General features: G+C 37.4%; 26 protein-coding genes, 1 tRNA gene and 1 pseudogene. 19 read left to right on the forward strand and 9 right to left on the reverse strand.

Going from position 1 to position 25,568, the window contains the following annotated elements:
* Positions 1 to 50 precede the first annotated feature (50 nt).
* The 4 genes from WYK_RS09725 to WYK_RS09740 all read left to right on the forward strand — a co-directional run bounded on the left by WYK_RS09725 (position 51) and on the right by WYK_RS09740 (position 4,521).
* A complete protein-coding gene (locus tag WYK_RS09725) occupies positions 51 to 401 on the forward strand; it encodes a cupin domain-containing protein (protein ID WP_040374342.1) in 351 nt (116 codons plus the stop codon).
* Positions 402 to 486: 85 nt separating this feature from the next.
* On the forward strand, positions 487 to 1,605 hold the full coding sequence (gene dnaN, locus WYK_RS09730) for a DNA polymerase III subunit beta (RefSeq protein WP_040374308.1): 1,119 nt from the start codon (positions 487 to 489) through the stop codon (positions 1,603 to 1,605).
* A 60-nt stretch (positions 1,606 to 1,665) separates the two neighbouring features.
* The gene (locus tag WYK_RS09735; protein WP_040374309.1) at positions 1,666 to 2,133 is read left to right on the forward strand and encodes a DinB family protein; all 468 of its coding nucleotides are present in this window, start codon (positions 1,666 to 1,668) and stop codon (positions 2,131 to 2,133) included.
* Between the two features lie 78 nt (positions 2,134 to 2,211).
* Positions 2,212 to 4,521 carry a bifunctional 2',3'-cyclic-nucleotide 2'-phosphodiesterase/3'-nucleotidase gene (locus tag WYK_RS09740; protein ID WP_268870054.1) on the forward strand — a complete coding sequence of 770 codons (2,310 nt, stop codon included), beginning with the start codon at positions 2,212 to 2,214 and terminating at the stop codon, positions 4,519 to 4,521.
* A gap of 41 nt (positions 4,522 to 4,562) precedes the next feature.
* On the opposite strand, the gene WYK_RS09745 is transcribed toward WYK_RS09740, so the two are convergent.
* Positions 4,563 to 5,063: a TspO/MBR family protein gene (locus WYK_RS09745; protein ID WP_235782477.1), complete on the reverse strand. Its 501-nt coding sequence runs from the start codon at positions 5,061 to 5,063 to the stop codon at positions 4,563 to 4,565.
* A gap of 123 nt (positions 5,064 to 5,186) precedes the next feature.
* Between WYK_RS09745 and WYK_RS09750 the strand changes: the two genes are divergently transcribed.
* Complete coding sequence (locus tag WYK_RS09750) at positions 5,187 to 6,077, forward strand: DUF4349 domain-containing protein (protein ID WP_040374311.1); 891 nt, start codon at positions 5,187 to 5,189, stop codon at positions 6,075 to 6,077.
* Between the two features lie 36 nt (positions 6,078 to 6,113).
* Here the strand turns inward: WYK_RS09750 and WYK_RS09755 are convergent, their stop codons facing one another.
* The 4 genes from WYK_RS09755 to WYK_RS09765 all read right to left on the reverse strand — a co-directional run bounded on the left by WYK_RS09755 (position 6,114) and on the right by WYK_RS09765 (position 9,238).
* The gene (locus tag WYK_RS09755; RefSeq protein ID WP_040374312.1) at positions 6,114 to 7,484 is read right to left on the reverse strand and encodes an amino acid permease; all 1,371 of its coding nucleotides are present in this window, start codon (positions 7,482 to 7,484) and stop codon (positions 6,114 to 6,116) included.
* A 209-nt stretch (positions 7,485 to 7,693) separates the two neighbouring features.
* A complete protein-coding gene (locus WYK_RS25265) occupies positions 7,694 to 8,695 on the reverse strand; it encodes an endonuclease (protein ID WP_268870055.1) in 1,002 nt (333 codons plus the stop codon).
* Positions 8,696 to 8,707: 12 nt separating this feature from the next.
* Entirely contained in the window at positions 8,708 to 8,863 is a 156-nt protein-coding gene (locus tag WYK_RS25270) for a hypothetical protein (protein WP_201647605.1), read from the reverse strand.
* A 42-nt stretch (positions 8,864 to 8,905) separates the two neighbouring features.
* Positions 8,906 to 9,238: a phage holin family protein gene (locus tag WYK_RS09765; protein ID WP_040374313.1), complete on the reverse strand. Its 333-nt coding sequence runs from the start codon at positions 9,236 to 9,238 to the stop codon at positions 8,906 to 8,908.
* Positions 9,239 to 9,380: 142 nt separating this feature from the next.
* On the opposite strand from WYK_RS09765, the gene WYK_RS09770 reads away from it, so the two are divergent.
* Positions 9,381 to 10,277 carry a sensor domain-containing diguanylate cyclase gene (locus tag WYK_RS09770; protein WP_040374314.1) on the forward strand — a complete coding sequence of 299 codons (897 nt, stop codon included), beginning with the start codon at positions 9,381 to 9,383 and terminating at the stop codon, positions 10,275 to 10,277.
* 50 nt (positions 10,278 to 10,327) lie between these two features.
* Here WYK_RS09770 and WYK_RS09775 read toward each other — a convergent pair whose 3' ends face one another.
* A complete protein-coding gene (locus tag WYK_RS09775) occupies positions 10,328 to 10,630 on the reverse strand; it encodes a type II toxin-antitoxin system HicB family antitoxin (protein ID WP_040374315.1) in 303 nt (100 codons plus the stop codon).
* Between the two features lie 178 nt (positions 10,631 to 10,808).
* Between WYK_RS09775 and WYK_RS09780 the strand changes: the two genes are divergently transcribed.
* The 5 genes from WYK_RS09780 to WYK_RS09795 all read left to right on the forward strand — a co-directional run bounded on the left by WYK_RS09780 (position 10,809) and on the right by WYK_RS09795 (position 12,955).
* Positions 10,809 to 11,195 (forward strand): nucleotide excision repair endonuclease, encoded by a 387-nt coding sequence (locus tag WYK_RS09780; protein WP_040374316.1) that lies wholly within the window; start codon positions 10,809 to 10,811, stop codon positions 11,193 to 11,195.
* A gap of 154 nt (positions 11,196 to 11,349) precedes the next feature.
* Complete coding sequence (locus WYK_RS23935; protein WP_081704844.1) at positions 11,350 to 11,502, forward strand: YpzG family protein; 153 nt, start codon at positions 11,350 to 11,352, stop codon at positions 11,500 to 11,502.
* A 294-nt stretch (positions 11,503 to 11,796) separates the two neighbouring features.
* A tRNA-Lys gene (locus WYK_RS09785) sits at positions 11,797 to 11,869 on the forward strand.
* 275 nt (positions 11,870 to 12,144) lie between these two features.
* Entirely contained in the window at positions 12,145 to 12,408 is a 264-nt protein-coding gene (locus tag WYK_RS09790) for a DUF1292 domain-containing protein (RefSeq protein ID WP_040374317.1), read from the forward strand.
* 106 nt (positions 12,409 to 12,514) lie between these two features.
* Positions 12,515 to 12,955: a peptidylprolyl isomerase gene (locus WYK_RS09795; protein WP_040374318.1), complete on the forward strand. Its 441-nt coding sequence runs from the start codon at positions 12,515 to 12,517 to the stop codon at positions 12,953 to 12,955.
* Between the two features lie 80 nt (positions 12,956 to 13,035).
* On the opposite strand, the gene WYK_RS09800 is transcribed toward WYK_RS09795, so the two are convergent.
* Positions 13,036 to 13,419, reverse strand: coding sequence for an SET domain-containing protein (locus WYK_RS09800; protein WP_040374319.1), 384 nt, complete (start codon positions 13,417 to 13,419; stop codon positions 13,036 to 13,038).
* 317 nt (positions 13,420 to 13,736) lie between these two features.
* Between WYK_RS09800 and WYK_RS09805 the strand changes: the two genes are divergently transcribed.
* Positions 13,737 to 14,837: a CaiB/BaiF CoA transferase family protein gene (locus WYK_RS09805; RefSeq protein WP_235782478.1), complete on the forward strand. Its 1,101-nt coding sequence runs from the start codon at positions 13,737 to 13,739 to the stop codon at positions 14,835 to 14,837.
* Positions 14,838 to 14,889: 52 nt separating this feature from the next.
* Here the strand turns inward: WYK_RS09805 and WYK_RS09810 are convergent, their stop codons facing one another.
* Positions 14,890 to 15,846 (reverse strand): L-lactate dehydrogenase, encoded by a 957-nt coding sequence (locus WYK_RS09810; RefSeq protein WP_040374320.1) that lies wholly within the window; start codon positions 15,844 to 15,846, stop codon positions 14,890 to 14,892.
* Between the two features lie 464 nt (positions 15,847 to 16,310).
* Between WYK_RS09810 and WYK_RS26315 the strand changes: the two are divergent.
* Positions 16,311 to 16,412 (forward strand): annotated as a pseudogene (locus tag WYK_RS26315) (YjcZ family sporulation protein); the annotation flags it as partial.
* Positions 16,413 to 16,642: 230 nt separating this feature from the next.
* Positions 16,643 to 17,158, forward strand: a complete 516-nt coding sequence (locus tag WYK_RS09815) for a hypothetical protein (protein ID WP_040374321.1) — start codon at positions 16,643 to 16,645, stop codon at positions 17,156 to 17,158.
* A 56-nt stretch (positions 17,159 to 17,214) separates the two neighbouring features.
* Here the strand turns inward: WYK_RS09815 and WYK_RS23295 are convergent, their stop codons facing one another.
* On the reverse strand, positions 17,215 to 18,747 hold the full coding sequence (locus tag WYK_RS23295) for a S8 family serine peptidase (RefSeq protein WP_051387418.1): 1,533 nt from the start codon (positions 18,745 to 18,747) through the stop codon (positions 17,215 to 17,217).
* Positions 18,748 to 19,101: 354 nt separating this feature from the next.
* On the opposite strand from WYK_RS23295, the gene WYK_RS09825 reads away from it, so the two are divergent.
* Genes WYK_RS09825 through WYK_RS09845 form a run of 5 tightly spaced genes read left to right on the forward strand, consistent with a single transcriptional unit; the run spans position 19,102 to position 25,551 of the window.
* The gene (locus tag WYK_RS09825) at positions 19,102 to 20,382 is read left to right on the forward strand and encodes an extracellular solute-binding protein (protein WP_235782479.1); all 1,281 of its coding nucleotides are present in this window, start codon (positions 19,102 to 19,104) and stop codon (positions 20,380 to 20,382) included.
* A 56-nt stretch (positions 20,383 to 20,438) separates the two neighbouring features.
* Complete coding sequence (locus WYK_RS09830) at positions 20,439 to 21,314, forward strand: carbohydrate ABC transporter permease (RefSeq protein ID WP_040374323.1); 876 nt, start codon at positions 20,439 to 20,441, stop codon at positions 21,312 to 21,314.
* Between the two features lie 15 nt (positions 21,315 to 21,329).
* Complete coding sequence (locus tag WYK_RS09835; protein WP_040374324.1) at positions 21,330 to 22,211, forward strand: carbohydrate ABC transporter permease; 882 nt, start codon at positions 21,330 to 21,332, stop codon at positions 22,209 to 22,211.
* A gap of 45 nt (positions 22,212 to 22,256) precedes the next feature.
* Complete coding sequence (locus tag WYK_RS09840; RefSeq protein WP_051387419.1) at positions 22,257 to 24,008, forward strand: cache domain-containing sensor histidine kinase; 1,752 nt, start codon at positions 22,257 to 22,259, stop codon at positions 24,006 to 24,008.
* Positions 23,998 to 25,551, forward strand: coding sequence for a response regulator transcription factor (locus WYK_RS09845; RefSeq protein WP_040374325.1), 1,554 nt, complete (start codon positions 23,998 to 24,000; stop codon positions 25,549 to 25,551). The genes WYK_RS09840 and WYK_RS09845 overlap by 11 nt, the downstream gene beginning before the upstream one ends.
* The last annotated feature ends 17 nt before the right edge of the window (positions 25,552 to 25,568 follow it).

Raw genomic sequence — 25,568 nt, forward strand, 5'->3', positions numbered from 1 at the left:
GTATTTGATTTATATTGGATATGTTTGGTAGTTGATTGGAGGGGACAATGTTGGAGATATTTACTTTTGGTAAAAAGGATGGTCAAGTAATTAATCATTTTGATTCTACATGTATTATGACGAAAGTAATCAATACAAATGGTGAAGTACGCATGAACTGCATGCATTTGGCAGAGGGTGGAATCATTGGTTTTCATAAAGCGGTTGTACCGCAATTACTTCTTGTTGTGCAGGGGGAAGGATGTGTACGTGGTAACGGAGGGGAAACTGAGGTTTCAATTGGTGATGCGGTATTCTGGGAGAAAGGCGAAGGACATGAAACAATCAGTGAAAAGGGAATGATGGCCATTGTCATAGAAGCCGAACTATTAGAACCGGCTGTATTTATGAAAAAGAAATGAATTAGTAAAAAATAGCTATATTTAGAACATTTGTTCCTATATACTATAAATAGTCAGAATAATCTTTATCATTTAGGGGGATGCTATGGAATTCGTCATAAAACGAGATTTATTCATTAAAGCAGCAACGGGTATAAGTGGAATGACAACTAAGCAAACGCTCTCTCCGGTCTTGTCAGGAATGCTGCTCGTTGTTTCAAGCGGAAATCTGACTTTGGTAGGGAGTAATTCGGATATTATAATGAAACAAGTAATCCCTTTGTGTTCCAATGATCTATTATTGATTGAAGAGGGCTCTGTGTTGGTTCCTGCTAAACTCTTTCTAGACATAATAAAAAAATTACCTGAAACAATCAACGTAAAAGGACTTAGTCATTGCCAGATAGGGATAACATCTGGTGAAATCAAGCTTCGCATAAATGGACTAAATCCAGATGACTATCCAGAGCTGCCCAAGATGGAAGCTGCTCAAGCTATTACACTCAATAAAAGTGAAATCAGCGCCCTGTTTAAACAAACGGCTTTTGCAGCAGCTAAAAATGGAACAAAGCCGGTACTGTGCGGTATAAACATGAGTATCAGCGAGGGGAAGATTAGGTGTGCGGCAACGAATTCACATAGATTAGCCAGTAAACTGCTGCAAATAGCTAACCAAGATATAAGGTGCTCAATCATCCTTCCAAACAAAGGGATCAACGCATTAATAAGAATACTCGATCATGCTGAATCGGATATTTCTCTCTTTCTCACAGATAACTATATGATTTTTCAAATGGAAAATATCACTATGTATTTACGATTGGTAGAGGGAAACTATCCTGATATCAGTATGCTGATTCCTAAAGTACATCAGACAGAAATCAGCGTATCTACTAAAAGCTTCTTAGAAGGAATTGAGCGGGCAAGTTTTGTTGCTTCCAACAGGAATCACACTATCCAATTAATCATAAATTCCGAAACAGAACTGTTATTAGTATCAGCCTCTGCAGAGTTGGGAGAAATCTCTGAAAGACAATTGATGCACAGCATTAAGAATGAGCTTGATTTAAAGATCACCTTCGATGGAGTGTTTATGTCTGAAGCGTTAAAGACAATACAGACTACAGAAACAATTCTTCGATTTGGAGGAACAATGCGCTCCATTCTTGTTACACCTTCCGGAGATGATTCCTTACTGCATTTAATTTCTCCAGTACGGGCTTAAACGTTGGAGGAATATATTTCAATCTAGTTAATTTGAATCAGATAGAAAGGGAATGATTCTATGCTAACGTTATTCCAGTACAATTGGCAGGTTCGAGAGGAGTGGCTTCAGTGGTGCCGCGGCATATCTGCATCAGAGCTGGCTAAGGAACGGACTGGGGGCATGGGGAGTTTTCGATTAACGATTCTTCACATAATTGATGTTGAGTACAGCTGGATCCGGGCACTTATGGGAAAACCGGACGTTGAAATCGATTTAACTTCTTATAAAACGATTGATGAGATAGAGGATCTTTCGAACAAACTCCAGAAGGAAAATAAAGCATATCTTAGCGAATGGTTACAGGATAGAGAAAATCAGATGGTTTATGCATCATGGCTTAATCAATCCTTTACAAAAGGAGAAATCATACGTCATATTATCGTTCATGAGATTCATCATATTGGCCAGCTGTCCGTATGGGCAAGAGAAATAGGAATGAAACCGGTTTCTGCGAATTTTATTGATAGAGGTCTTGCCAATGAATAAAGTAAAAAATTCTAATTGAAAGTAAATTTTTTATGGTATAGTATTCTTGTATTTCAAATTATTAGGGGAGTGTGCAACATGTCATTTATAAGCAATAGGAAAAAATTTTTTCTAACTTCTTTAGCTATTGGTCTGACAACAGCACAATTTACGTTTCCAGCAAATACGGAAGCGAAGACAGTAAAATCGAAAGATCCCTTCACTATATCGGCACCTAGTGTTGATTATAAGAAAGGGATTAAAGCTTCAGTTACGGTTACGCCTGGAAAAGGGAATAAAGGGATGGAAACGGTTGTATTTCAACTCATCAATGGGACAACCCCCATTACCCAAACAGCAGTGGAAACGGATATTAAAAAAGCAGAGAAGTTTACCGTTTCATTTAACGCTTCAAATCCTGAATATTGGGTGAAAGTGTCCGTTGTCAGCAAGTATAATGGAAACTTTACTAACTTTGGAAGCAGTCTAGCCAAGCCGGTTAATAATGCTCCAGTGACACTTCGTATTATGGAAACAACGGATGTACATACTAATCTTTTAGGATATGATTACTATAAAGATGCTGTCTCGGATACTGTTGGTTTCGCAAAGACAGCTACCCTAATAAAAGAAGCTAGAAAAGAAGTGAAAAATAGTGTCTTGGTGGATAATGGCGATCTAATCCAAGGAACCCCGCTTGGTACATACAAAGCAACTGTTGAGCCATTGAAAAAAGGGGAAGTTCATCCTGTTTATAAGGCTATGAATCAGCTTGGTTATGATATGGCAACCTTTGGAAACCATGAATTTAATTATGGCCTTGATTATCTAAAGGAAGCCATTAATGATGCGAATTTTCCATATGTAAATGCGAATGTATATGTGAAGGATAAAGACAACAATCCTAACAATGATAAAAATATGTACACGCCATATAAAATAGTGAATAAAACGGTTTATGATGAAAGCGGAGCTCGTAAAACGGTTAAGGTCGGATATATTGGATTTGTTCCGCCGCAAATCATGGATTGGGATAAAGCAAAACTTGATGGTAAGGTTGTGACCAAGGCAATCGTTGAAACAGCAAACAAATACATTCCTGAAATGAAGAAAAAGGGTGCAGATGTAGTCATTGCTCTTACCCATTCAGGTTTTAATGGTGATAGCTCTGCAACCGAAGATGTCATTTATCAACTTAGTAAGGTCAAGCAAATTGATGCCATTACTTTCTCACATACACATAAGGTATTTCCAGCAGTAGATGAAAAGTCATTAGATGCCTTATTTAAAGACAGTGAAGGAAAGGTTCTTCCTGGCGTTGATAATGCAAAGGGAACCATTAATGGTGTACCAGCGGTCCAAGCAGGATACGGGGGCAGTAATCTTGGTTTAATTGATCTTAACTTGCAAGTTGTTAAGGGAAAATGGAAAGTCGTTAATTCACAATCGTCTACACGAGTAATTAATGACAAGGCAACTGGTTATAAAGCAGCTGAAGATCCTGCTATCGTAAAGGCAGTTACAGCTGATCATAAAGCAACAGTTGCCTATGTGAATACACCAATCGGTACAACGACTGCACCCATCCACAGCTATTTTGCTCTTGTTCAGGATGACCCTTCCGTTCAGGTCGTAACAAGTGCTCAAAAATGGTACGTGGAGAAATATATTAAAACGACCCGTCCTGAATATAGTAATTTACCGATTCTATCAGTCGGGGCACCATTTAAGGCAGGACGCAACGGAGTAGAAGAATTTACCGAAATTAAGAAAGGCGATCTTACCATTCGCAGTGCTGGAGATCTTTATTTATATGATAATACACTCAAAGCAATAAAGATTAAAGGAGAGTCAGTAAAGGAATGGCTGGAGATGTCAGCGGGTAAATTTAATAAAATTGACCCGAGTCAAACAGAAGAACAAACTCTGCTGAATGATAAGTTCGCTGTTTATAACTTCGATGTTATAGATGGAGTTTCTTATCAAATTGACGTGACTAAACCGGCTCGTTATGATGAAAAAGGTTTGAAGGTGTCTGACGCTAACCGGATTACGAATTTAACCTATGATGGAAAAGCATTAGATCTTAATCAAGATTTTATTGTGATTACGAATAATTACCGTGCCTCAGGGGGCGGAAACTTCCCTATTAAAAACAGTGAATACATCGTGGATTCGGCTGATGAAAATCGCCAAATTTTGATGGATTATATTACAGAAGTAAAAGAAATTAATCCAACGGCCGATAATAACTGGTCGATAGCGCCAATAAACAGCCAAGTAAATGTAAGTTTTACTTCGTCTCCAAATGGAGCAGCATATTTAACGGAAAATAGTAAAATCTCTTACACTAATAAGTTAAATGAAAAAGGATTTGGAATCTATAAATTCAATTTAACAGCTGAATAAGGTAATCCGAAAATTTCCCGGTCTTAAGACCGGGAAATTTTTTAGTTTTTTTGCCAAATAGAATAATTTAAGCCAAGTGCATAAGTAACCCAGCCAATATACGGAATCATTAGGGCACCGGCTGTTTTGTCTCGTTGATAGTATTCATAGGAAGTAATGGTAATCAGCGAGAGCATAATCGCCATTTCAATAAATGCTGTACCGCGTAGTCCCCATCTAAAAAACAGGAAGGACCAGAGGAAGTTTAACCCAAGCTGTACATTGTATAGGGGAGCAGATTCAGGGAGAAATTCTTGTTCTTCCTTTAAGGAGACTCGGTATCGAGCTAGTCCCATTGCGGTATACAGACCAGTCCATGCGACAGGAAATACCCATGAAGGAGGAGCGAATGAGGGTTTATCTAGCTTTCGGTACTTTTCTTTCGCCTTTCTTGTAGCCAACATTCCGACTAACGAACCTCCAACAATTGGAATCAAAATATTTTTGGCTAGTCTGCGAATATCTGTTTCGCCATTTACAGTTAGAATAGTCAAATCCAACACCACTTTCTTAATGTAATATTATATTTTTACCTTCTAAATGAAACGTAAACATTTTATCTGTCATTTTGTAACCTTCCTACCTTTTAAGGCGTCTTACATGTAACAAGGTAGGAGGGACGAACTATGCTGAAAAAGTCCATATTTTTATTAACAATCCTTATGAGCCTTTCTATACTCTTGCTGGGCTGTAGTAGTGACCCTGCAAAGGGGTCGAAGGATTCGGCTGAGAACAAAATTTCTAAAAGTGATACACTTTCCAACAATGAAGCAGACACTGGTTCGGAGACTGAAGATAAGTCCACCGAAGAGGGAGAAAACATCGAATCTGAACGGATGGTCATTCACCAGGCTGAATTATACTTAAAAATAAAAAGTCTAGAGAAAACAAGTAGATGGATAGAAAAAAAGGTAGAACAGTATGGAGGATATATTGTTGAATCTACACTATCTCATGAGGAAGAAATGGAAGAAGAAATGAGTGGATCGACTATCGTCCGAATCCCTGAAAAATATTTTCAAGAGTTTTTACATGATACAGAAGGTGAAGCAGCAAAGGTTTTGAGCAGAACGGTTACGGGACAGGATGTTACGGAACAATATGTTGACTTAGAATCGACACAGAAGTCAAAACGCGTCGTGGAAGCAAGATTACTTGAATTCATGAAACAAGCTAAAAAGACTGAAGATTTATTAAAAATCTCGGCCGATCTTGCTCAGGTTCAAGGAGAAATAGAAGTAGTAACGGGTAAAATGAAATACCTCGAGAATCAAACCGCATATGCTACGGTATCATTACAGCTCATTCAAAATGGCGTAATAGTTCCAGAAGTAAGCAATAAAAATTTAGATACATGGGATAAAACAAAAAAACAATTTGCTGAAAGTACAAACTATATCCTTGCAGCAGGATCGTGGCTAATCGTTTTTATTATTGGTAATCTACCCATACTTGTTATTCTAGGCGGAATTACATGGCTGGTTTTCTGGAATAGGAGAAAACGAAAAAATCAGTAGAGAAAAACCCGCTTCTCTGCTGAAGCGGGTTTTTCTTTACTGATTACGTTTGTGAAGGCCGGTCGCATAATAAACAATAGTCAAAAATCCAAGCCAGAGCGGACCTACAATTAAGGCAACCCGTGTGACAGGAGAAAAAGCTAGTACAACTGTTACGAACAGTAAGAATGCAAGTGCTAAGTAAGAGGTCAAGGGAAATAGCGGCATTTTGAATTGCAGCTTGTTCAATTCTTGTCTACTCATAACCTTACGCGATTTCAACTGTGTGATGAGAATCGTGCCCCATGTCCAAAGGGCTCCAAAAGTTGCAACACTAGTGACATAGCCAAACACTTTATCTGAAACGATATAATTTAAATAAACACCGAACAACAGAACGACTGCTGAGACAATGATCGCTGTACCTGGTACACCAGACTTAGTGGTACGCTGAAATTGTTTCGGTGACTCTCCTTGCTGGGCTAAATTGAACAACATTCTAGCAGTGCTGAAGATCCCGCTGTTGCATGACGATAGTGCAGCAGTTAAAACAACGAATTGAACAATGCCAGCAGCACCTGGAATCCCTATTTTTTCAAAGGTTAAAACAAATGGACTATTTTGTCCCGTTATAGCATCCCATGGATAAATCGATAGGATAACAGTTAGAGAGAGAACGTAAAAAATCATAATACGATAAAAGACGGTATTAATTGCTCGTTTTAAGTTTTTTTCAGGATTTTTTACTTCTCCTGCAGTCACTCCAAGCATTTCAATTCCCAAATAAGCAAACATAACCATTTGGAAAGACATAATAATACCTGAAACACCATTAGGTAAGAAACCACCATGTTCAAAGAGATTAGCAAATCCAATTGCGTCTCCACCATTACCAAGACCAAAGAAGATCATACCGAAGCCTACGATAATCATTAAGACGATGGTAATAATCTTAATTAAGGCGAACCAGTATTCTAATTCTCCATATGCTTTGACAGAAAGAAAATTAACGGTTGTCATAATAAGTAAGGCAGCAAGAGCCCAAGCCCATTGTGCTGTATCTGGAAACCAAAACTGCATATAGATACCTACAGCTGTAATCTCTGCCATACAGGTAACAATCCATAAAAACCAATAATTCCATCCTGTGATATAACCCGCAAATGGACCTATGTAATCTCGTGCATATCGACTGAAAGAACCTGCTACGGGATTTTTTATGGCCATTTCTCCTAATGCTCTCATGACCAAATAAATGATAAATCCGCCAAGGGCATAAGAAACGATAATTCCTGGTCCAGCAAGCTTAATTGCAGAAGCGGATCCGAGAAACAGGCCAACGCCTATGGCAGCACCGAGCGACATTAGTGTAATATGCCGTTCTTCAAGCCCCCTTTGTAGTTGAGGATCTTCTTTAGTATTCTGCATGTGTTCTTCACCTTTTCTTCCGTAGTATCATGGATGTAATAGAGTTATTAATACCTGGATTACATGTCTCCATTTTTTACAATATTCGAAATTAATATAAGTAATGATAGCCTGTAAAATATCGTTTGTAAAGCGAGCACCTTTAAGTAACTGTACTTCCATAATTATGATGGGTAATGAATGGAAGTAGGGTTATCAAAGGGACTAATCTATTTCTTGTATTCCCAGATTGCTTCAGCCCATTCGGGATGGTCTATGAAAGGATTCCGGTTATGTTGATAGCGGGAATGGATTCGTTCGTTCCGTTCTCTTTCAAATTCATCAACAGGATCGGCTTTGTTCCAAGCAAGAAGTACAGACAGTCTGCCCATAAAGGGTGCAGAACCATTCCGGACTTTGTTATTTAGTTCTAAATCTACTTCCCCGTTATCTCCTTCATAACGAACAGCCATATAAAACAGCATTCTTGCAACGTCCCCCTTTACGGAGTCCCTTGGCTCCCATGAATCATAATCGAAATAGTTATCTGGGGCTTCAGGATTCGGGGAACCACCCATATCAAAGTCAAGATTGCCTCGGGACTTATTAATCGAAACATCGGTTGGACGCAGGTGGTGAAGATCGGTTCCTGGTCCATTAGACGTTCCAAAATTCCCATGAGACTTGGCCCAAATATGTTCTCTGTTCCAATTAGTGTCTTCGGCACCATTCGCCCTTTTCTCAACTGATTTACCTGAATAAAATAGGATAACATGGTCTTGATTATGCGGGTCTTGATCCGTAAACTTGAGTGCCTGCCAAACTTCTGAGTAGGTCAGCATGTTATGGTCATCAATGATGTTATGAAGTGAGCTTTTTAAGTCCTTACCGGTTTTTCCAAAAGCGTCCTTATAATAGGGGGTAAGTACTGGGTCATTTTCTTGAATAGGAGGAGAAGTTATTCGTTTCTTCATAGCAGCTGCATTCGTCAAACCAGTGTGGGAAAAATAAGCAGTGAGCGTTCCCGTAACCATAATACGAGAACCTTTTAAGTTTGGATTCGATTTCAGCCCAAATTCGGCTCTGCTGTCAGGCGGAACCTGAACGTAAATCATATTAGCTGGATTGGTTTCATTATCAGTGTCAGCCAGTGCTAATGCATAATTATTAGGATAATGATTCGTTACGACAGCAGACTCTGATACCGGTTGACCAACAATATACCCTGTAATGGTTTGTGTAGTTTAATTTTGAGTTGTATTGGCACGTGACACGGAATAAGGTTCGTTCAGATTCGTGCTTTCTATTGGTGTTTCTTCGTCAGCTGAAAACCCGTAATAAGATGTAATACCACCTATTACGACGGCTAATGCTATAAGAATACCCTTGAAGTATGACAAGTTAACCCTTCCTTTTTCTGAAAACAGATAAGTAAATGTGTGTTACTCTTTTTTTGTAAGCAGGCCTTGCGTAAATCCTAACAAGATTGAACCAATAAGTGCACCCCAAAATGAGGATATGACAAACCCATCAATAAAGGAAGCCGTTATATAGAAGGTAAGTGCGTTAATCACAAAGGAAAACAATCCAAATGTTAAAATCGTGATGGGCAAAGAAATAAGATGGAGCAAGGGTTTTACGAGTAAATTCACAATGCTAAGTATGAAAACAGCAAGTAAAGCAGTTCCATATGAGGCAATAGATATCGAGTCAAGCAGCCAATCAATGATGAGAAGAATGAAACCGCTTATTAAAAAGCGAAAAATAATGTTCATGATCTTTCCTCCAATCTACTCTATTGTTATTTCTAAAGTATCACAACTGAATTTATTTCGAAACCATTCTCCTATAGGCATTCCCTTTATATAGAAAAAGAGAATGATATAATGGTTCTAGGATGACAAGGGGGTTTAGATCATGCTTGTGCCACCGATAACAGATGAGCGAACGTTCTCTAAGGTAATGGGCGAACTATTAGATGTTGCCAACCTCGTAATAGGTGAGAAGCCTTTTCTAATCAGTTATATTAATGAACGTACGTTTCAATCACTGAAGGTAATGAATCATGATGTATTCACAGAAGGAATGATGGTACCTATTGAAAAAACGTATTGCCATCAGGTTTATAAAAATAAGAAACCAACCGTAGTATCTGATATAGAGAATGCTGTCCAAGACGACAGAAGGGAAAAGGTGAAAAGGCTTAATCTATGTTCATATGCAGGAGTGCCTATCCTTTTAGGTGATGGCACTGTATTTGGGACATTCTGTGTGTTTGATGAACAACCTAATATGTTTGACGATAAAACGATTAGTATCTTAGAGAAACTTGCTTCTTTTCTAGCATATGCGATTGATTTGCAAATCATAAATGCGAAAGATCCCATGACAGGCTTATACAATAGAAGATTCTGGGATAAAGTATACGATGATCTTCCTAAGCAGGATGGGGATCATTCGATTGCCATCATGGATTTAGATTCCTTAAAACAGATTAATGATCAATTAGGTCATGAGACAGGTGATCAGTTAATTAGAACCTTCAGTAGTATTATTCATGAAACAATCCCTTGGGATGCGTATGGTTTTCGAATAGGTGGAGATGAATTCAGTATTGTTTTTTATAATAAAAATACGGATCAATCAAAACCGTTTATCGATGAAATTATGAAAAAATGTCATCATGCAGACATTAAGCTTTCAGCAGGCATGACAGATACCAAAAAAACTCCTTATGAAAAATTAGTTACTAGGGCAGATCAATTATTATATGAGTCAAAAAGCAAAGGAAAGAACCAACTAAGTGAAGGGTAAATCCCCCATCAATAGGCTGATGAGGGAAGGTTGTTGTTAATAGAACGCGTTTATACAGACACGTAATCTAATTCAATTCGAAAGGCTTTAATTTCTTCACTCTCAATAAAGTCTGCTAACACAATCTTTTCGATGGGGGTAGGTTCAGGAAGCGTCTTTTCTTCGTCAGCGGCCATATCCAAAGAAATAGCTAGAAAATCCTCAGCTGCTTCTTTGGCATCATCCCGATTGTCTCCCATCGTGATTGCTGGTAGTCCAGCTGCTTGTAAATCGGGAAAAAAGACATGAACTGTATAGTCTTCTTCTTTATTTGGTCTTGCTTCATAATAGTAAACTGCTGCGTATGTAGTCATTGTTTTTCCTCCTGAATGGTTAACATCTTTCTATATTGTAGCAAAAGTTTCCCTAAATAACATAGATGGACCCCATCATTTAAGGTTTGTGTGAACTTAGTGAACCGCGGGGTGCTTGCACTTAATCCATCAACTATGATAACATTTACCTTTACCCATACAGAGGAAGTGAACTAAAATGATAAAAATTGACATCCCAGCATCAGATATAACGATTACTCAGCGAACACAAGTCATTGAAGGTGACGAAGCAGTCATTCCATCAATTTTTGGTTTCATTGATTTCCATTTAATTCCAAGGGATAAGGGCGGCATTATCATGTTTTATAATGATGAAGATGAGCTTCTTTTCGTTGGTAAAGCAAGAAAACTAAGACAACGCGTTAAGAAACACTTTGAGGATAATGTATCACCAATCAAACTTCACCGAAAAGACGTGACTAAGATTGAAATCCTTGTGGTTGAAGATCCGATGGAACGTGAAATTTACGAAACCTATATTATCAATATGCGTAGAGCAAAGTACAATGTTGATAAAGTGTTTTATAATCTTAATAAAGAGTAATCTCACATCGAAGAAAGAGCTGACTGCATCTGCATTCAGCTTATTTTTTTGTGAAAATCAAGTATGTTATCTTAGCTGCTATCGAATACTATATTTGATATTCTTTTTGAATATCGTTCCAGCGTATCCGATTCTAACAATGAGGTGATATGGAATGAGCTACCGTGAACAGTTAGATCCACATTCGCAGCAGTTTCACCATAATTGGACAAGACCTAAGCGTTCTAAATCTCAAGTGAATGGGCACACCCAAGAATCACAGCAAACCATGATCCTTAGAAGTAATGCTAAGGCTCATAGATGGTAAAGGATGCTGCTGGAAGGAAAGAGGAGGCTCCCTAGGAGTCTTCTCGGCTGTCGAGTAACTCCTCGACAGCCTTTCTGATTTTTACAGATGCCATTGATTAAACGACTCTTTGGTTTGAAATAAGCGTGGAATGCAAGCACCGCTCCCATTGATAACGAACTAGGGGAGAACTTATCTGGGTATAGGGTAATTTTCAGTAAGATATTTTTAGAAAATAGTACAAAAGTTTTCCAAATTGTAAGCTTATCTATTGAAAATTCTTTTTAAGAGGTATAGACTTATTGCTTGTAGCAAGGGACATTAGCTTAGTTGGTAGAGCAGTTGACTCTTAATCATCAGGTCGCAGGTTCGACTCCTGCATGTCCCATCATATGAATGTAGACGAGATTCCAATTAGGGATCTCGTTTCTTTTAGTAGTGGCAGGTATGACTTGACTCTTGCAATATTTGCTTGTGTTGGTATGATGATGAGGTACACTTTAAAGAAGTTCAAAGATTCCTTCACGTTCGTATGATTTATTAAAAAGTGGGTACCGTGTGTTTGGCAGTTATTTTTTTATTAATCTGCTTTTAAGTCGTATGAAATTGTTTGAATAATGGAAAGATAAGGTATTATATTAACTAAAAAGAGGAGAATGAGATATGGAAAGAATTGAAATAGGCGATATCTTTACATTAATTGATGAAAATGATGTAGAACAAGAAATTGAGGCACTTGGAAAGTTAGATGTTGAAGGCGTTGAGTACATCGCTGCAGGAATCGTTGATGATATTGAACGTGAAACTGAGGAAGACATTGATATTTTCTTTTTCAAAGTAGAAGAAGATGGTCAGTTAACAGATATTGAAACAGATGAGGAATTTGAAAAAGTTTCTGCTGCATTCGAAAAGAGTGTTATGGGCTAATCCCTTTTTATCAGGGGGAAAGAAGATAGAGAAATACGAAAGAATAGCACTTTCTGCCCTTTCTATCTATAATAGAGTTTACTGATTAAAAAGGAGATGTTTTTTAATGGCGAAAAAAGGATACATACAAATGGAGAATGGTGAGAAGATTGAGTTTGATCTATTCCCGAATGAAGCACCAAACACGGTAGCTAACTTTGAAAATTTAGCTAACACAGGCTTCTATAACGGTGTTGTCTTTCACCGGATTATCCCTGGCTTTGTAAGCCAAGGTGGAGACCCAACAGGTACAGGTGCAGGTGGAAGCGGTACTACAATTAAATGTGAAACAGCAGGAAATCCGCATAAACATCTTGCGGGAAGCCTTTCTATGGCTCATGCGGGTAAAGATACAGGCTCAAGTCAATTCTTTATCGTTCACGAACCGCAGCCGCATCTTAATGGTGTTCATACTGTCTTCGGTCAGGTTACTTCTGGTCTTGAAACAGCTAAAAACATGAAACAAGGCGACAAAATGGAAAAAGTCGTTGTTTTTGACGCTGAATAATGAAACGTGAGAGAGCAGAGATGCTCTCTCTTTTTTATTATTCAAACAAAAATGGAACCCTTGAAGGGCTCCACTGCATACTATTCTTTGTCTTTATTAAACCAAAGCGGTTCATTGTCATCCACTTCGCCGTTATAGTTAATCGTTATCTCTTCACCAGCTTTAATATCTGTGTATGCTCTGAAATCAAAAGTATGATTATCAAAATTAATGTCATACGTGGCATTAGGTGTGTATGAGTGATTAAACAGCATACCATATCCTAAAAGGATCGCTGTATGGTTTATACCATATTCGAATGCATAATCTGCAAGCAGTGTTTTTTCGATGTGTTCATGTTCAGCATTTGGATAAGCAATAACGGGTGCCTCGTGCAGGATTTCACCTTTTTTTATATCACGTTGTGCAAAAACCCCTCTATTAAATTCTCCGTCGCTAAGTGTAGAAGTTTTAATTTCAATCATAATAGTCACCTACGCATTCTTTTACTTTATTGATCGTTCCCTTTAATTGTCGCAGTTGACAACAATGAAAGCAACTTTTTTCAGTATTCGTTCAAAAAACGCTCTTTAAAATAACAATATATGTAAGTTATTGCATAGGCAGAAGTATAGACACTAGCGTTATAAACCGTAATTTACCAGAATTCCTTTGACTGTATAAACAAAATGAAGGCGTTTACAAGTAAATAAAGGGTTTCTCTGAAAAATAGAGTATTAATAAAGGAAGCGGGGCTTTTACCCTAAAAAGCCTATATGCAGTTAAGAAGGAAAAGGATGGTGTGCAGCAGTTGATCTTATTATCAAATTTAAAAGTACTTGATTTTTCAACCCTTTTACCCGGTCCCTTTGCAACTTTAATGCTGGCTGATTTAGGAGCAGATGTTCTGAGAGTGGAAAGACCAACAGACGGGGGAACCCAATCTATGGATCAATACCTTAACCGCTCAAAGAGATCAATCACTCTTGACTTGAAACAAGAGGCGTCGATAGAGGCAGTTAAAAATATTGTGAAAGAATATGATATTGTGCTTGAACAATTCCGTCCAGGTGTAATGGAACGTTTAGGCTTGGGGTACGAAGAATTAAAAAAAGTGAATCCTCAGCTGATTTACTGCTCACTGACGGGATTTGGCCAGACAGGTCCATACAAATATCGTCCAGGACATGATATTAATTATTTATCTATTGCAGGTTTATCAAGTTATTCTGGGACAAAAGAAGATGGACCTGCCAAAAATGGAACACAAATTGCCGATCTTGCTGGTGGTTCACTGCACGCGGTCATTGGGATTTTATCTGCAGTCATTTACCGAGAACGTACTGGAGAAGGACAATCGATTGATATTAGTATGACCGATTGTAGTTTCTCATTAAATGCACTTTCAGCCCCTCTGAATTTACAAAAAGGTTTGGAGCTTAAACCAGAAGAATTGCTATTAAACGGCGGGTCCTTTTATGATTATTATCAAACAAAAGATGGGCGTTATTTCTCTGTCGGAAGTCTAGAACCTCCATTCCGTAAGGCTTTATGTAAGGCCATCGGCAGGGAAGATTTAGCCGGGATTAGTATGCAAAATGATGATGAAAGCAGTCGAGCATTTAAACAAGCGGTAAAGGAGGCATTTTTGGATAAAACCTTTGCGGAATGGCAAGAAATATTTGCTGAATATGAGGCCTGTGTAGAGCCAGTGCTGACATTTACTGAAGCAGTTGAACATCCACAACTTAAGGAACGCGGTATGATTGTGGATGTTCCCGATGGAAACGGAAACACCCAAAGGCAGATTGCTTGTCCAATTAAAACCTCTGTTTTTAAACCGGAATACAAACATGTTGGTCCCAAAGCAGGAACTAGTAATCAAGAAATATTTACTAACTAATGTAAAAAAGGAGAAAAAACACCTAGGTATTTTTTTCTCCTTATTTTTCTTTTTATTGTTCTTTGAAATTTGGAGCCAAGATTTCCTTTAATACATTCGCACTATGTTTAAATTGTTGGCGTTCTTGTTCATTTAGCGTTAATTCAACAATTTCTCTTATTCCATTACGATTGACTACAGCTGGAACCCCCATATATACATCTTCTGTTCCATATTCTCCATCGAGATAAGTACTAACGGTGAGAACACTGTTTTCATTATTTAAAATGGCCTTTGTAATTCGGGCCAGACCCATGGCAATCCCATAAAAGGTTGCGCCTTTTTTCTCAATAATTTGATAGGCTGCATCGCGCACATTTATAAATAGCTCATCCAAATCTTTCATCGTATACTCTGGATTTCTCTTAATCAATTCGGTAATTGAAATACCCCCGATATCGGCATGGCTCCAAACGGGTAGTTCTGTGTCACCATGTTCCCCAATAATATAAGCATGAACGTTAGCAGGAGCAATATCGAAATATTCTCCGAGCAAGAAACGGAAACGGCCCGTATCTAGGATCGTACCACTGCCGATTATACGTTCTTTTGGCAGACCGCTGAACTTCCAAGTAGCATATGTTAAGATGTCGACTGGATTTGTAGCTATTAAGAAAATCCCGTCAAAACCACTCGCCATAATTTCTTCCACAATTCCTTTGAAAATTCTTAGATTTTTTTCAACAAGGTCTAAACGCGTTTCCCCTGGTTTTTGGTTAGCTCCTGCACAAATACAGACAATATCTGCATCTTTACAATCTGAATAGGTGCCATACCAAGTTTTTGTTGGATTTGGGGCAAATACTTTTCCATGATTTAAATCCATGGCATCACCCATTGCTTTATTTTCATTTAAATCAATAATGACTAATTCTTCAGTAATAGATTGATTTAAGAGGGCGAATGCATAACTACTACCGACAGATCCAGCACCTATAAGAGCAACGCGATTAACATTTCTTTGTTTCATACGAAAATTCCTCCATTCAGTTATTCGTGATATATGTGAATTATTTCACAATCTTTAATATGTCTTTATTTTGCACCTTATGACACAAAAAAGCAATATAAAGAAAAGAAAGAAAATCCAATTTTTGTCTACAATTTGTCTAAGTTGTGAAGAACAAAATCACCTAACTCTTAAGCACCTTTAAAAAAACATGTAAATCTCTGTTATTATTATCAAAAAATTCAATATTATCCCTTATACTAGGGTGTAATACCTGCTTGGATAAGGGTTTTTAAGGCATTTACGCTTGGCTGGATAAAATATAAAAACAATGAATAATAATCAACAAATTCTTGAACAGTTTATGAACAAGGTTTTTGATAGATGAAAAAATAAGTTTCTTAAATGAGTGTCACTTGCCTAAACTGTGCATAGACTGCTATTACCCATGTAAGTACTCCTTCAAAAAAAGGAGATGTACCAATATGTCAGGTGGCCATGAAGGTGTTGGATTTGGTGGAGGTTTTGCTTTTATCGTCGTTTTGTTTATCCTGCTCATTATTGTAGGAGCTAGCTTTGTAGGCGGCGGAGGTTATGGCGGTGGCGGAGGCTATGGCGGCGGTTACGGCGGCGGCTACGGTGGATGCTGCTAATTAATTTTAAAAAGGTCGATCTTTCATTAGATCGGCTTTTTCTTATATACATTAATTCGTTAGAACTGATAATAATTACTAGTTATAGCAGGACGATTAGGGGTATCAGAGTATCATCCTTCATTTAAGGACACTTTATAGCACTAGTAAGGAGGGTGATATCCATGTTTGGACTAGCGGATATTGTGAAATTCTTGTTGTCCTTTTTTCTAATTATGCCTTTCATTACGCTTATTCACTTAAGCGGTCATATTTTCTTTGTTTCAATTTTCGGAGGTACAGAAAAGAAAATCTATATTGGATGTGGAAAGAAACTTTTCTCGTTTTTGACTATTGAAGTTAGAAAGTATTACTTTTGGAATGGATCGTGTGAATTTAAAAATTTAAAGCATGATAATCGCTTCACAAACATGATGATTTATATAGGTGGATCTTTATTTAATCTAATTAGCATGCTGCTTGTATATAGCTTGATTTATCAGGATATTATCGAGGGCTCCGTAGTATGGTATCAGTTTATTTATTTCTCATTTTATGTTATGTTCTTCTCTCTTTTCCCAATGTACTTTGCAGATGGATCACCAAGTGATGGAAAGGCTGCAGGTCTGGCTTTGAAGAATCAACTTGAGGAAAAAGTAACCGATGATTTGTTTGTGAAGAAACAAGACGACCTGGACTAACAAATGTCTATTCAAAAGAACGTGCACTGGGCACGTTCTTTTTTGTTGCTTATATTTTAATAGCTTTCCTTCATTAAGTCATCATGGATTAAGGTATACAAGTCTTCAGCTGGTTTATAATACCACTCGTAAAATGCAGTTCGATTACTAGGACCATAGGCTTCGGCGAATGGTTCTTTTTTGTTTAGGAGTTCTTTAAGGACAGCAAAATTTCGAATGGTTTCATTTGTTATCGCCGCATTGCGCCAATCATCTTCAACTAATGCTTGGTAATACTCAAGTTTTTGCGCATAATCGAAAGCTTGTTTATAGGTATTAATCCTCCTGAAATGATTATTTACTTCAATTAGTTTCTTCGTTAACTCTGCTCTTACTTTCCTGTTTTTCACTTTCTTTACTATCGAAGCTGCATGTGTGTATTCTTTATAGGCTTTTTCTTGGGTCGGCGAATTTGGTTCTGGGAAATAATAATACATTCCTTCCTTCTTCACGTTATATAAGTTTCTAAGTTTTGGAACATAACTCTCTGCTGATTCAACAGCTTTTCTTCCATTCACTTCATCGCTTGGAGGTGATTGAGACAGTTTTTTAGTTGGAGCCTGAATGCGGCCGTAGCCAAACGTGCTGTCTTTCCCTTTAGTACCCAAGTCAATTGAAGAGGCAGTTAATTTTGCTGCAAGCTTTTTACCGGATAATCCGGTAGCTTGTTTATAAAGCGCGAGTGTACCTGTAACAAATGGGGCAGCCATAGATGTCCCGCTATATGTACCAAATCCACCGGGTAACGTGCTATAGATTTTATAGCCTGGAGCAGTGACCGTTATTCCACTTCCTCTATTTGAGAAAGTGGCTAAGGAAGTGCTGGTTTTTAATGCTCCGGTACCTATTACGCTTGGGTAACGGGCAGGGTAACTTACATTAATCTTCCCTTCATTGCCTGCGGCGGCGACAACAACAATCCCAGCAGCAGCTGCTCTGTCTACAGCTTCCTTAAGATAGAAAATATCCTCATTAATTCCCATGCTTAAGTTAATAATGTCCATCTTATTATCGATGCACCAATTTATGGCGTCGATGACATCTGAAACATAACCAGTGCCATCCTTGTTTAATGCTTTTAACGCATAGAGTTCTGATTTAGGTGCTACCCCAATCATGCCGAACTTGTTGTCCAATGCACCAATTATTCCAGCAACATGTGTGCCATGACCATTATTATCACGATAACTAGTTATACCTTCAATAAATGATTTACCACCAGCAATTCTTAAATCCTTATGAGTCGTATCCACACCTGTATCAATGATGCCAATCTTTACACCCTTACCGTTATAATTTAGATTCCAAGCTTTTTTTGCCTTAATGGTCGTGACTCCCCACCCAACCTGTTGTCCAGCAATCTGAATGATCTTATCCTCATAAACTTGGCCCCCGCTTTTTTTAGCAAGCTTTAAGGCACTTTCCTTACTCTCAATCGTTTGCTGAACAGTTCCAGTTATCACCACATACCGTTTACCAGCAGCAGTAACAGCCTCTGCACCCGCCAAGACAAAAACAAAAACAATAACCATAGCTAATAGCTGTTTCATATTTTTCCTCCATGGCTGATACAGCCTTTTAATAATAAACGGGTTTTAAGTGTAAAAAAGAGCGAACAGGAGATGAGAACATGGTGAGTGAAGGGGAGTAAGGAGAAAATTAAAACCAATATTTGGTATTTATATCAAGAATATTGTACCAAAATTCAACTGATTTTAGGGAAGTTTTTTTTATAACAAAGTAAATAAATCAGGCATAAAAAAATTTCACTTTAACGCGTAAAAAAATAGAATGCGAGAAAAGCTTTCATTGTAAATTATCGGATATTTTAATAGTTTTACCGGATAGTTAAAAATGAGTAAGATAGGTAAAATAAAATTGTAAGCGCTTAATAAAAGGAGGGAATGCATGTGAAGAAAGTTGGGATGATGGTTTTAGGTGTGTTTTTGCTCTTTGGGTTAGCTGCCTGTAGTAGTGATGAGAAAACTTCAGGAAGCAGTGAGATTGAATTGACAGTCTGGAATGATTGGACGGAAGAGCGGCCGGAAAATACAGTTTATAGAGACATTATTGCTAACTTCAATAAAGAAAATAAAGATATTGAGGTTAAAATTGAAAGTATTCCGCATGATCAATATGAAACAAAGTTGAGGACACAGGCTGCTGGCAAACAACTGCCGGATATGTTCAGGGTTTGGCCAGGCACAAGAATTACTCCTTTAGTAGAAGGAGATGCATTATTGTCACTAAATCCAATTATGGATAAATGGAAAGATAAAATCCCTGAAGGAATCTTAAAGGATTATGCAGTGGATGGAGAACAATATGCAATTCCCGCTAACATAAGTGAAACTAGTTTGATTTTTTACAATAAAGAGCTTTTAGCTGAAGCGGGATACGACACCTTCCCGACAACATATGAAGACTGGAAAAAGTTGATTGCAAGTTTAACAGATAAGGATATTACACCGATTGCTCTCGGGAATAAAGCCATCTGGCCCTTGCAATCTGTTTATATTTCGATGATTGCTGACCGAATTACCGGCAGTGAGTATTTAGCTGATACCCTCAATGGTAAACAATCTTTTACGGATGAGCGATTTGTGAAAGCGCTGACTGTTATTGATGAGTTAACCAAGCTGAATGCATTTAATGAAGATTTAAATACAATTGATGAAGCGCAAGCAAGAACGATGTTCATAAGCGGGAATACAGCTATGCATGTTGCCGGGTCTTGGGCGATTGGTCCGATTCTAAATGATGTGGAAGATGCAGATAATATTGGGTTGGCACCTTTTCCTGACTTTGGAGGAGAAGGAGAACTTGGAAAAATGACTGGAGCAGCTGGAGGCGGAATCGCATTAAATAGCAGCTTGAGTAAGGAAAAACAAGAGGCGGCCTTTACTTTTCTCGAGTATTTCTACAATGATGAATTATATCAAAAATTGATGAAAGCCAATATTATTGTCCCCGTTCAAGTAGAAATGGATGATAGTGTGCCGGGAATATTAAAATCGGCCAACGAATTTGCTCAGGGTGGGGGAATTGCTCCTGTATATGATGCATCATTAACTCCAGAGTTAACAGATGTCATTAATAACGGACTCCAATCCATTACTCTCGGTGAAAAAACACCCAAAGAACTGGCAGAAGAAATGCAGAAGGCGTACGAAAAAAATAAATAAAAGAACTACACAGGTTGCCGGTAAAATCGGCAGCCTGTATGTATAGGAGGGGAATTATGCACCTTGCCAAAAAATCAAAGTTTGCCATAATCATTGGACTTCTTCCTGCTCTATTGTTATATACAATATTTGCAATTGTACCAATCCTACAATCCTTTTATTATTCATTGATGGAATGGAATGGATTTTCAGAGATGAAGTTTGTTGGACTCAGTAATTTCAAAATGCTGTTTCAAGATCCGTTATTTTGGAAGTCAGCAAAAAACAATTTGTTTGTGGTCATTGCATCTGTGCTTGGTCAAATACCCATTGCGTTAGTCATTGCCCTGCTGCTTAACAGGAAATTAAAGGGCGCCAAGTTTTTTCGAACGATTGGTTTTCTTCCAGTTGTTCTTTCAACAGTCGTCATCTCATTAACCTGGAGCCTGATTTATAATACGAAAAATGGGTTGATCAATGAATTACTTAGAACGGTTGGACTTGAGAGTCTCACACAAAACTGGCTTGGTGATACGAGCTGGTCAATGATTGCTGTTTGTATTACAGTGATTTGGCAATTTGTTGGTCTCTATTTAATTATCTTTTTAGCGGCTTTGCAAAACATTCCAGAAGAAGTACTTGAGGCGGCGAAAATCGACGGAGCCTCGGAATGGGTGACAACATGGAAAATTACGATACCTATGATCTGGGATACGATTATTGTTGCAGTGATACTTTGTATATCAGGCAGTCTAAGGACATTTGATTTAATTTATGTAATGACTCATGGAGGCCCTGCCCATTCGACTGAGGTCATGGCTTTGTATATGTTCAATGAAACCTTTAACAAACTACAATATGGGTACGGAAGTGCAGTATCCGTTGTTATTTTCTTTTTTAGTCTGCTGTTAATTTTTATTGTAACGAAGTCTATGGGTAAAAAAATGATATAAAGAGAGGAGCTTAACATGGAAATAATATTAAAGCCTGATCCAAAACCTAGTAGGCAATCAAACAAAACGATTCGAAAAAAATGGGTGAAGAAATCAACCATTTATGCTGCACTCAGTATTTTTGCCATCATAAATGTTTACCCCATCCTTTGGATGGTAATTAACTCCTTCAAATCAGAAAAAGAATTTACCGTTAATCAATTTGGTTTTCCTAAAGATTTTGTGATTGATAATTATATAAGTGCATGGAATACTGCTAATCTAGGTATTCTTTTTAAAAATAGTATTTTTATTTGTATTGTTGCAACTCTCATTACCGTGTTCATTGGGGCATTGGCTTCCTATTTTCTCTCTCGATTTACGTTTAAAATGAATAAAGGTATTTATTCATTTTTCATATTTGGAATGTTGATTCCCATTCATTCAACCCTTGTTCCTATGTTTATTTTGCTTAGAGATCTCGGATTATTAAACAGTCCAATCACCTTACTGTTTCCGTATATAGCCTTTCATTTGCCGTTGACAATATTTATCCTGACTAGTTTTATGAAGCAGTTTCCAAAGGATATTGAGGAGTCAGCTGTTATGGACGGTGCGGGAATCTTTAGGATTTTTTGGTCCATTATCTTGCCTATGTCTCGTCCAGCCGTTGCAACAGTTGTAATATTAAACTTTATCTATAATTGGAATGAATTCTCATTTGCACTCGTCTTAATTAATGATCCAGCTCTTCAGACGCTCCCGCTGGGGCTTGCAAGTTTTGCTGGACAATTTACCGTTAATTACGGGGCTCAGATGGCTGGTTTGACAATGTCTCTGCTGCCAATTTTAATTTTTTATCTATTGTTAGAAAAGGAAATTGTGAAAGGAATGACAGCAGGGGCTGTAAAAGGATAAAATAAGATAAAGATAGAGAAAGAGAAAGAGATAAGGGTTGATGGCTTGTTTAAAAACTGGGGATTAAAAAAACAATTTGCCACCGTTTTTATTGTTTTAATTACACTGCCTACCTTGTTATTTGGCTGCATAATCTATTTTCAAACGACAAATACCTTTAAACAGCAAGTAGAAGATAATACTATGGACAGAATTGAAGTCAATGAGCAGACTTTGCAATCAATTATTTATAGTATTGAAAATATATCTTCATTCATGATTTACGATGATAATTTCCGGTCGTTCTTCACTATGTCAGCAGAAGAACGAAAACATGCGGATTATTCACAAATTGTTAAAGGAATTAAGGGCTATTTTACCTTTCAATTAATGAGTTTTGATTATATTGATTCGATTACTCTGAAAGCGAAAGATGGTGATACACTGGAATTTGGCAACACAATCCTGGGAACCGAGAAATGGTTAGAGGAAGAGGCAGCAGCTAAAAAAGGAGCTATACATTGGAGTAACTCCTATTCAGTTTCGACCAGCTGGTCGAGGGTGAAGAACGTAAGCAGTCTTAAACGAGTTATTAACGATATCAATCAAATTAATGAGCCAATTGGGATGGTGACCATTCGACTTGACTCAACTAAACTGTTTAAAATGATTGAAAAAAAGTTTAATGCACAGCCAGGTACTTATTTTGTTATATCTAACACAGGGGATGTCATTTTACATGAAAATCCATCTCTTGTTGGTAAACCGTATCCTAACCGAGAAATTGTCCAGTTTTCCAATGAGACAAGGAAAAGAGTTATTCATTATAATGAAGACGGTGTAACCTACTTAGGCGTTAAAAAGAAGATTGAGGGGACAGATTGGTATGCAGCGGTAGTGGTGAATCAGTCTAAGGTAGCAGACGGATTATACAGTATTCGCAGCCTTTTCCTACTCAGCTTTATTGTGTTAATTATGCTTGGAATTATCGCTTTTATTGGGTTTTATTTTTCGAATATTAAGAGAATAACAGAGCTTACTCAGCAGACCAGACTGTTAGAAAGCCAAAATTTTAATGCTAGAGTACAAGTTAGTTCTCAGGATGAAATCGGAATATTAGGAATGCGCTTTAATCATTTAGCCATTTCAATCCAACAATATATTAATCGTGAATACAAGTTAAAGATTAAACAAAAGGAATCGGAATTAAAAGCCTTACAAAGTCAGATTGATCCGCATTTTCTCTATAATACCCTTGATATGATACGCTGGACTGCTCGTCTTGAGAATGCGATGGAGACGGGACAGCTTATTGAACGGTTATCTAAAAATTTTCGAATGAATTTAAGTATGGGCAAAATGTGGGTTCAAATTGAAGAGGAATTAATGTTTGTGCAGAATTATCTTGAGCTTCAGAAAAGCAGGATGGGACGGAGACTGCATTACTCTATTTATTATGATGATAATGTTAAAGGCTTTTATATAATCAAGCAGCTTTTACAGCCATTGGTAGAAAATAGTATCCAGCATGGATTTAAAAATCTTCGTGGACAAGGAAAGATTCAAATACGCTGCTACCAAAACGATGATGAAATCTGGGTAGATGTCATTGATAATGGTGATGGTTTTCCAAGGAACCTAACCGAAAATGAAACAGGATTTGCACTAAAGAATTTAACTGAACGGCTTAACCTTCTATTTGGCCGAGGATTTGGGATGGAAAGGCTGGACAGCGAAATAGGAACATGGATACGACTTAAGATACCAAAGGTTATCGTAGATCATGAAAAGAATCTGGGTGATGTGAATGACCTATAATTTACTTATTGTCGATGATGAACCGATTATTTGCCGAGGGCTTACGTTAACCATACCGTGGAAGGATTATGGGATTAAAATAGCAGGTTCAGCTTACGATGGATCAGAAGCAATGGAAAAAATAACAGAATTACAAAATATTGATATCCTTATTACGGATGTCCAAATGCCTGTTGTAGATGGACTTGAACTAGCAGAGTGGATTAAAGATAATCATCCCCATATCTCAATTATTATGATTAGTGGGTATGATGAGTTTTCATATGCGAAACAGGCGCTTCAATCAGGAGTTCAGGATTATCTTTTGAAGCCTGTCGTGGTAGATGAGCTTTTGCAAGTGATTACCAAAACAACAGAAAAAATAAAGGTACGGAGAAATTCAGAAATCAGTTCACAAAGAACAAGACTTGAAAATGCAATTTACCAACAGATTCTCGATACGCGTTTTGAGAAGACGGACCATTCAGGTGAAATAGGGACAGAGGAAATTGTGATCTTTCCTTTTCTATCGCTAATCGATACGTCTATTCTTGCTATAGAAGAGATGAGTAAGGAGGAAGTGGTTTTATATAAGGAAATTTGGAAACAATCCATGGAACTATGTTTAAAAACCACCAGTTATGAAGCTGTATCAATTTATACTAACAAAAACATTTTTCTAACCTGTCTTATCCAAAAAGATCCCATTTCTTTAGACCATTTCCGTTCGTTTCTTCAAAATTTCAGCTTTCATCCAGCTCTCTTCTTCGTTTTAAGCCATGGGGGAGTGAAAATTAGTCATTTAAGAAAAGCATACGAACAATTAATTGAGAGTATTCGTTATCTCCCGTTAAGTGAAGGAAACGTAATCACCGTGAAAAATGCAGAACAACCGGTTAAAAGAATAGATTCCAGCCAATCGATCAAGCAAATAATGACTGCCATAGATCAGGGGAATGAGAATATTGAAGGTAAAATTGACGAAATATTTTATTATCTTTCAGAAAACCAAGCTGATTTGAAACAAACCATTCAGGTGTATACTGATATTTTACTGAATATCCTCAGTCGTTATGAAAAACTGTTTAATAGAAAATTCAAGGCGATGGATGAACAATTAAAGGAACAAATAGATGAAAGCCTGTATAACTCGAATGTTTCATTAAAAAGACTGTTCACCAAAAATTTAACAAAGATGTACAGTTATTTTGGTTTTAAACAATCCAACAACAGTGATTGGCTGATAAACAGAGCTGAACAGTATATTCAAACACATTATACTTCATTAATTACAGCTCAAGAGGTTGCAGAACATATTCAAATTTCTCCAAACTACTTCAGTACATTATTTAAGCAAGGAACAGGAAGAAGTTTTAACGAATATATCAACCAGTTGCGAATTGGCAATGCAAAGATACTATTAGAAGAGACACTATTGAGGGTGAATGAAATAGCCGACAAGGTTGGTTATCAAGAATATAAATATTTTGTTGAAGTCTTTAAAAAGTTAACTAGTCTAACACCAACACAATATCGTAAGTTAGTTTCAAGTAAACAGTTTTAAAAAGCAATTTATTTAAC

Source organism: Peribacillus psychrosaccharolyticus ATCC 23296 (assembly GCF_000305495.1).
Classification (GTDB): Bacteria; Bacillota; Bacilli; order Bacillales; family DSM-1321; genus Peribacillus; species Peribacillus psychrosaccharolyticus.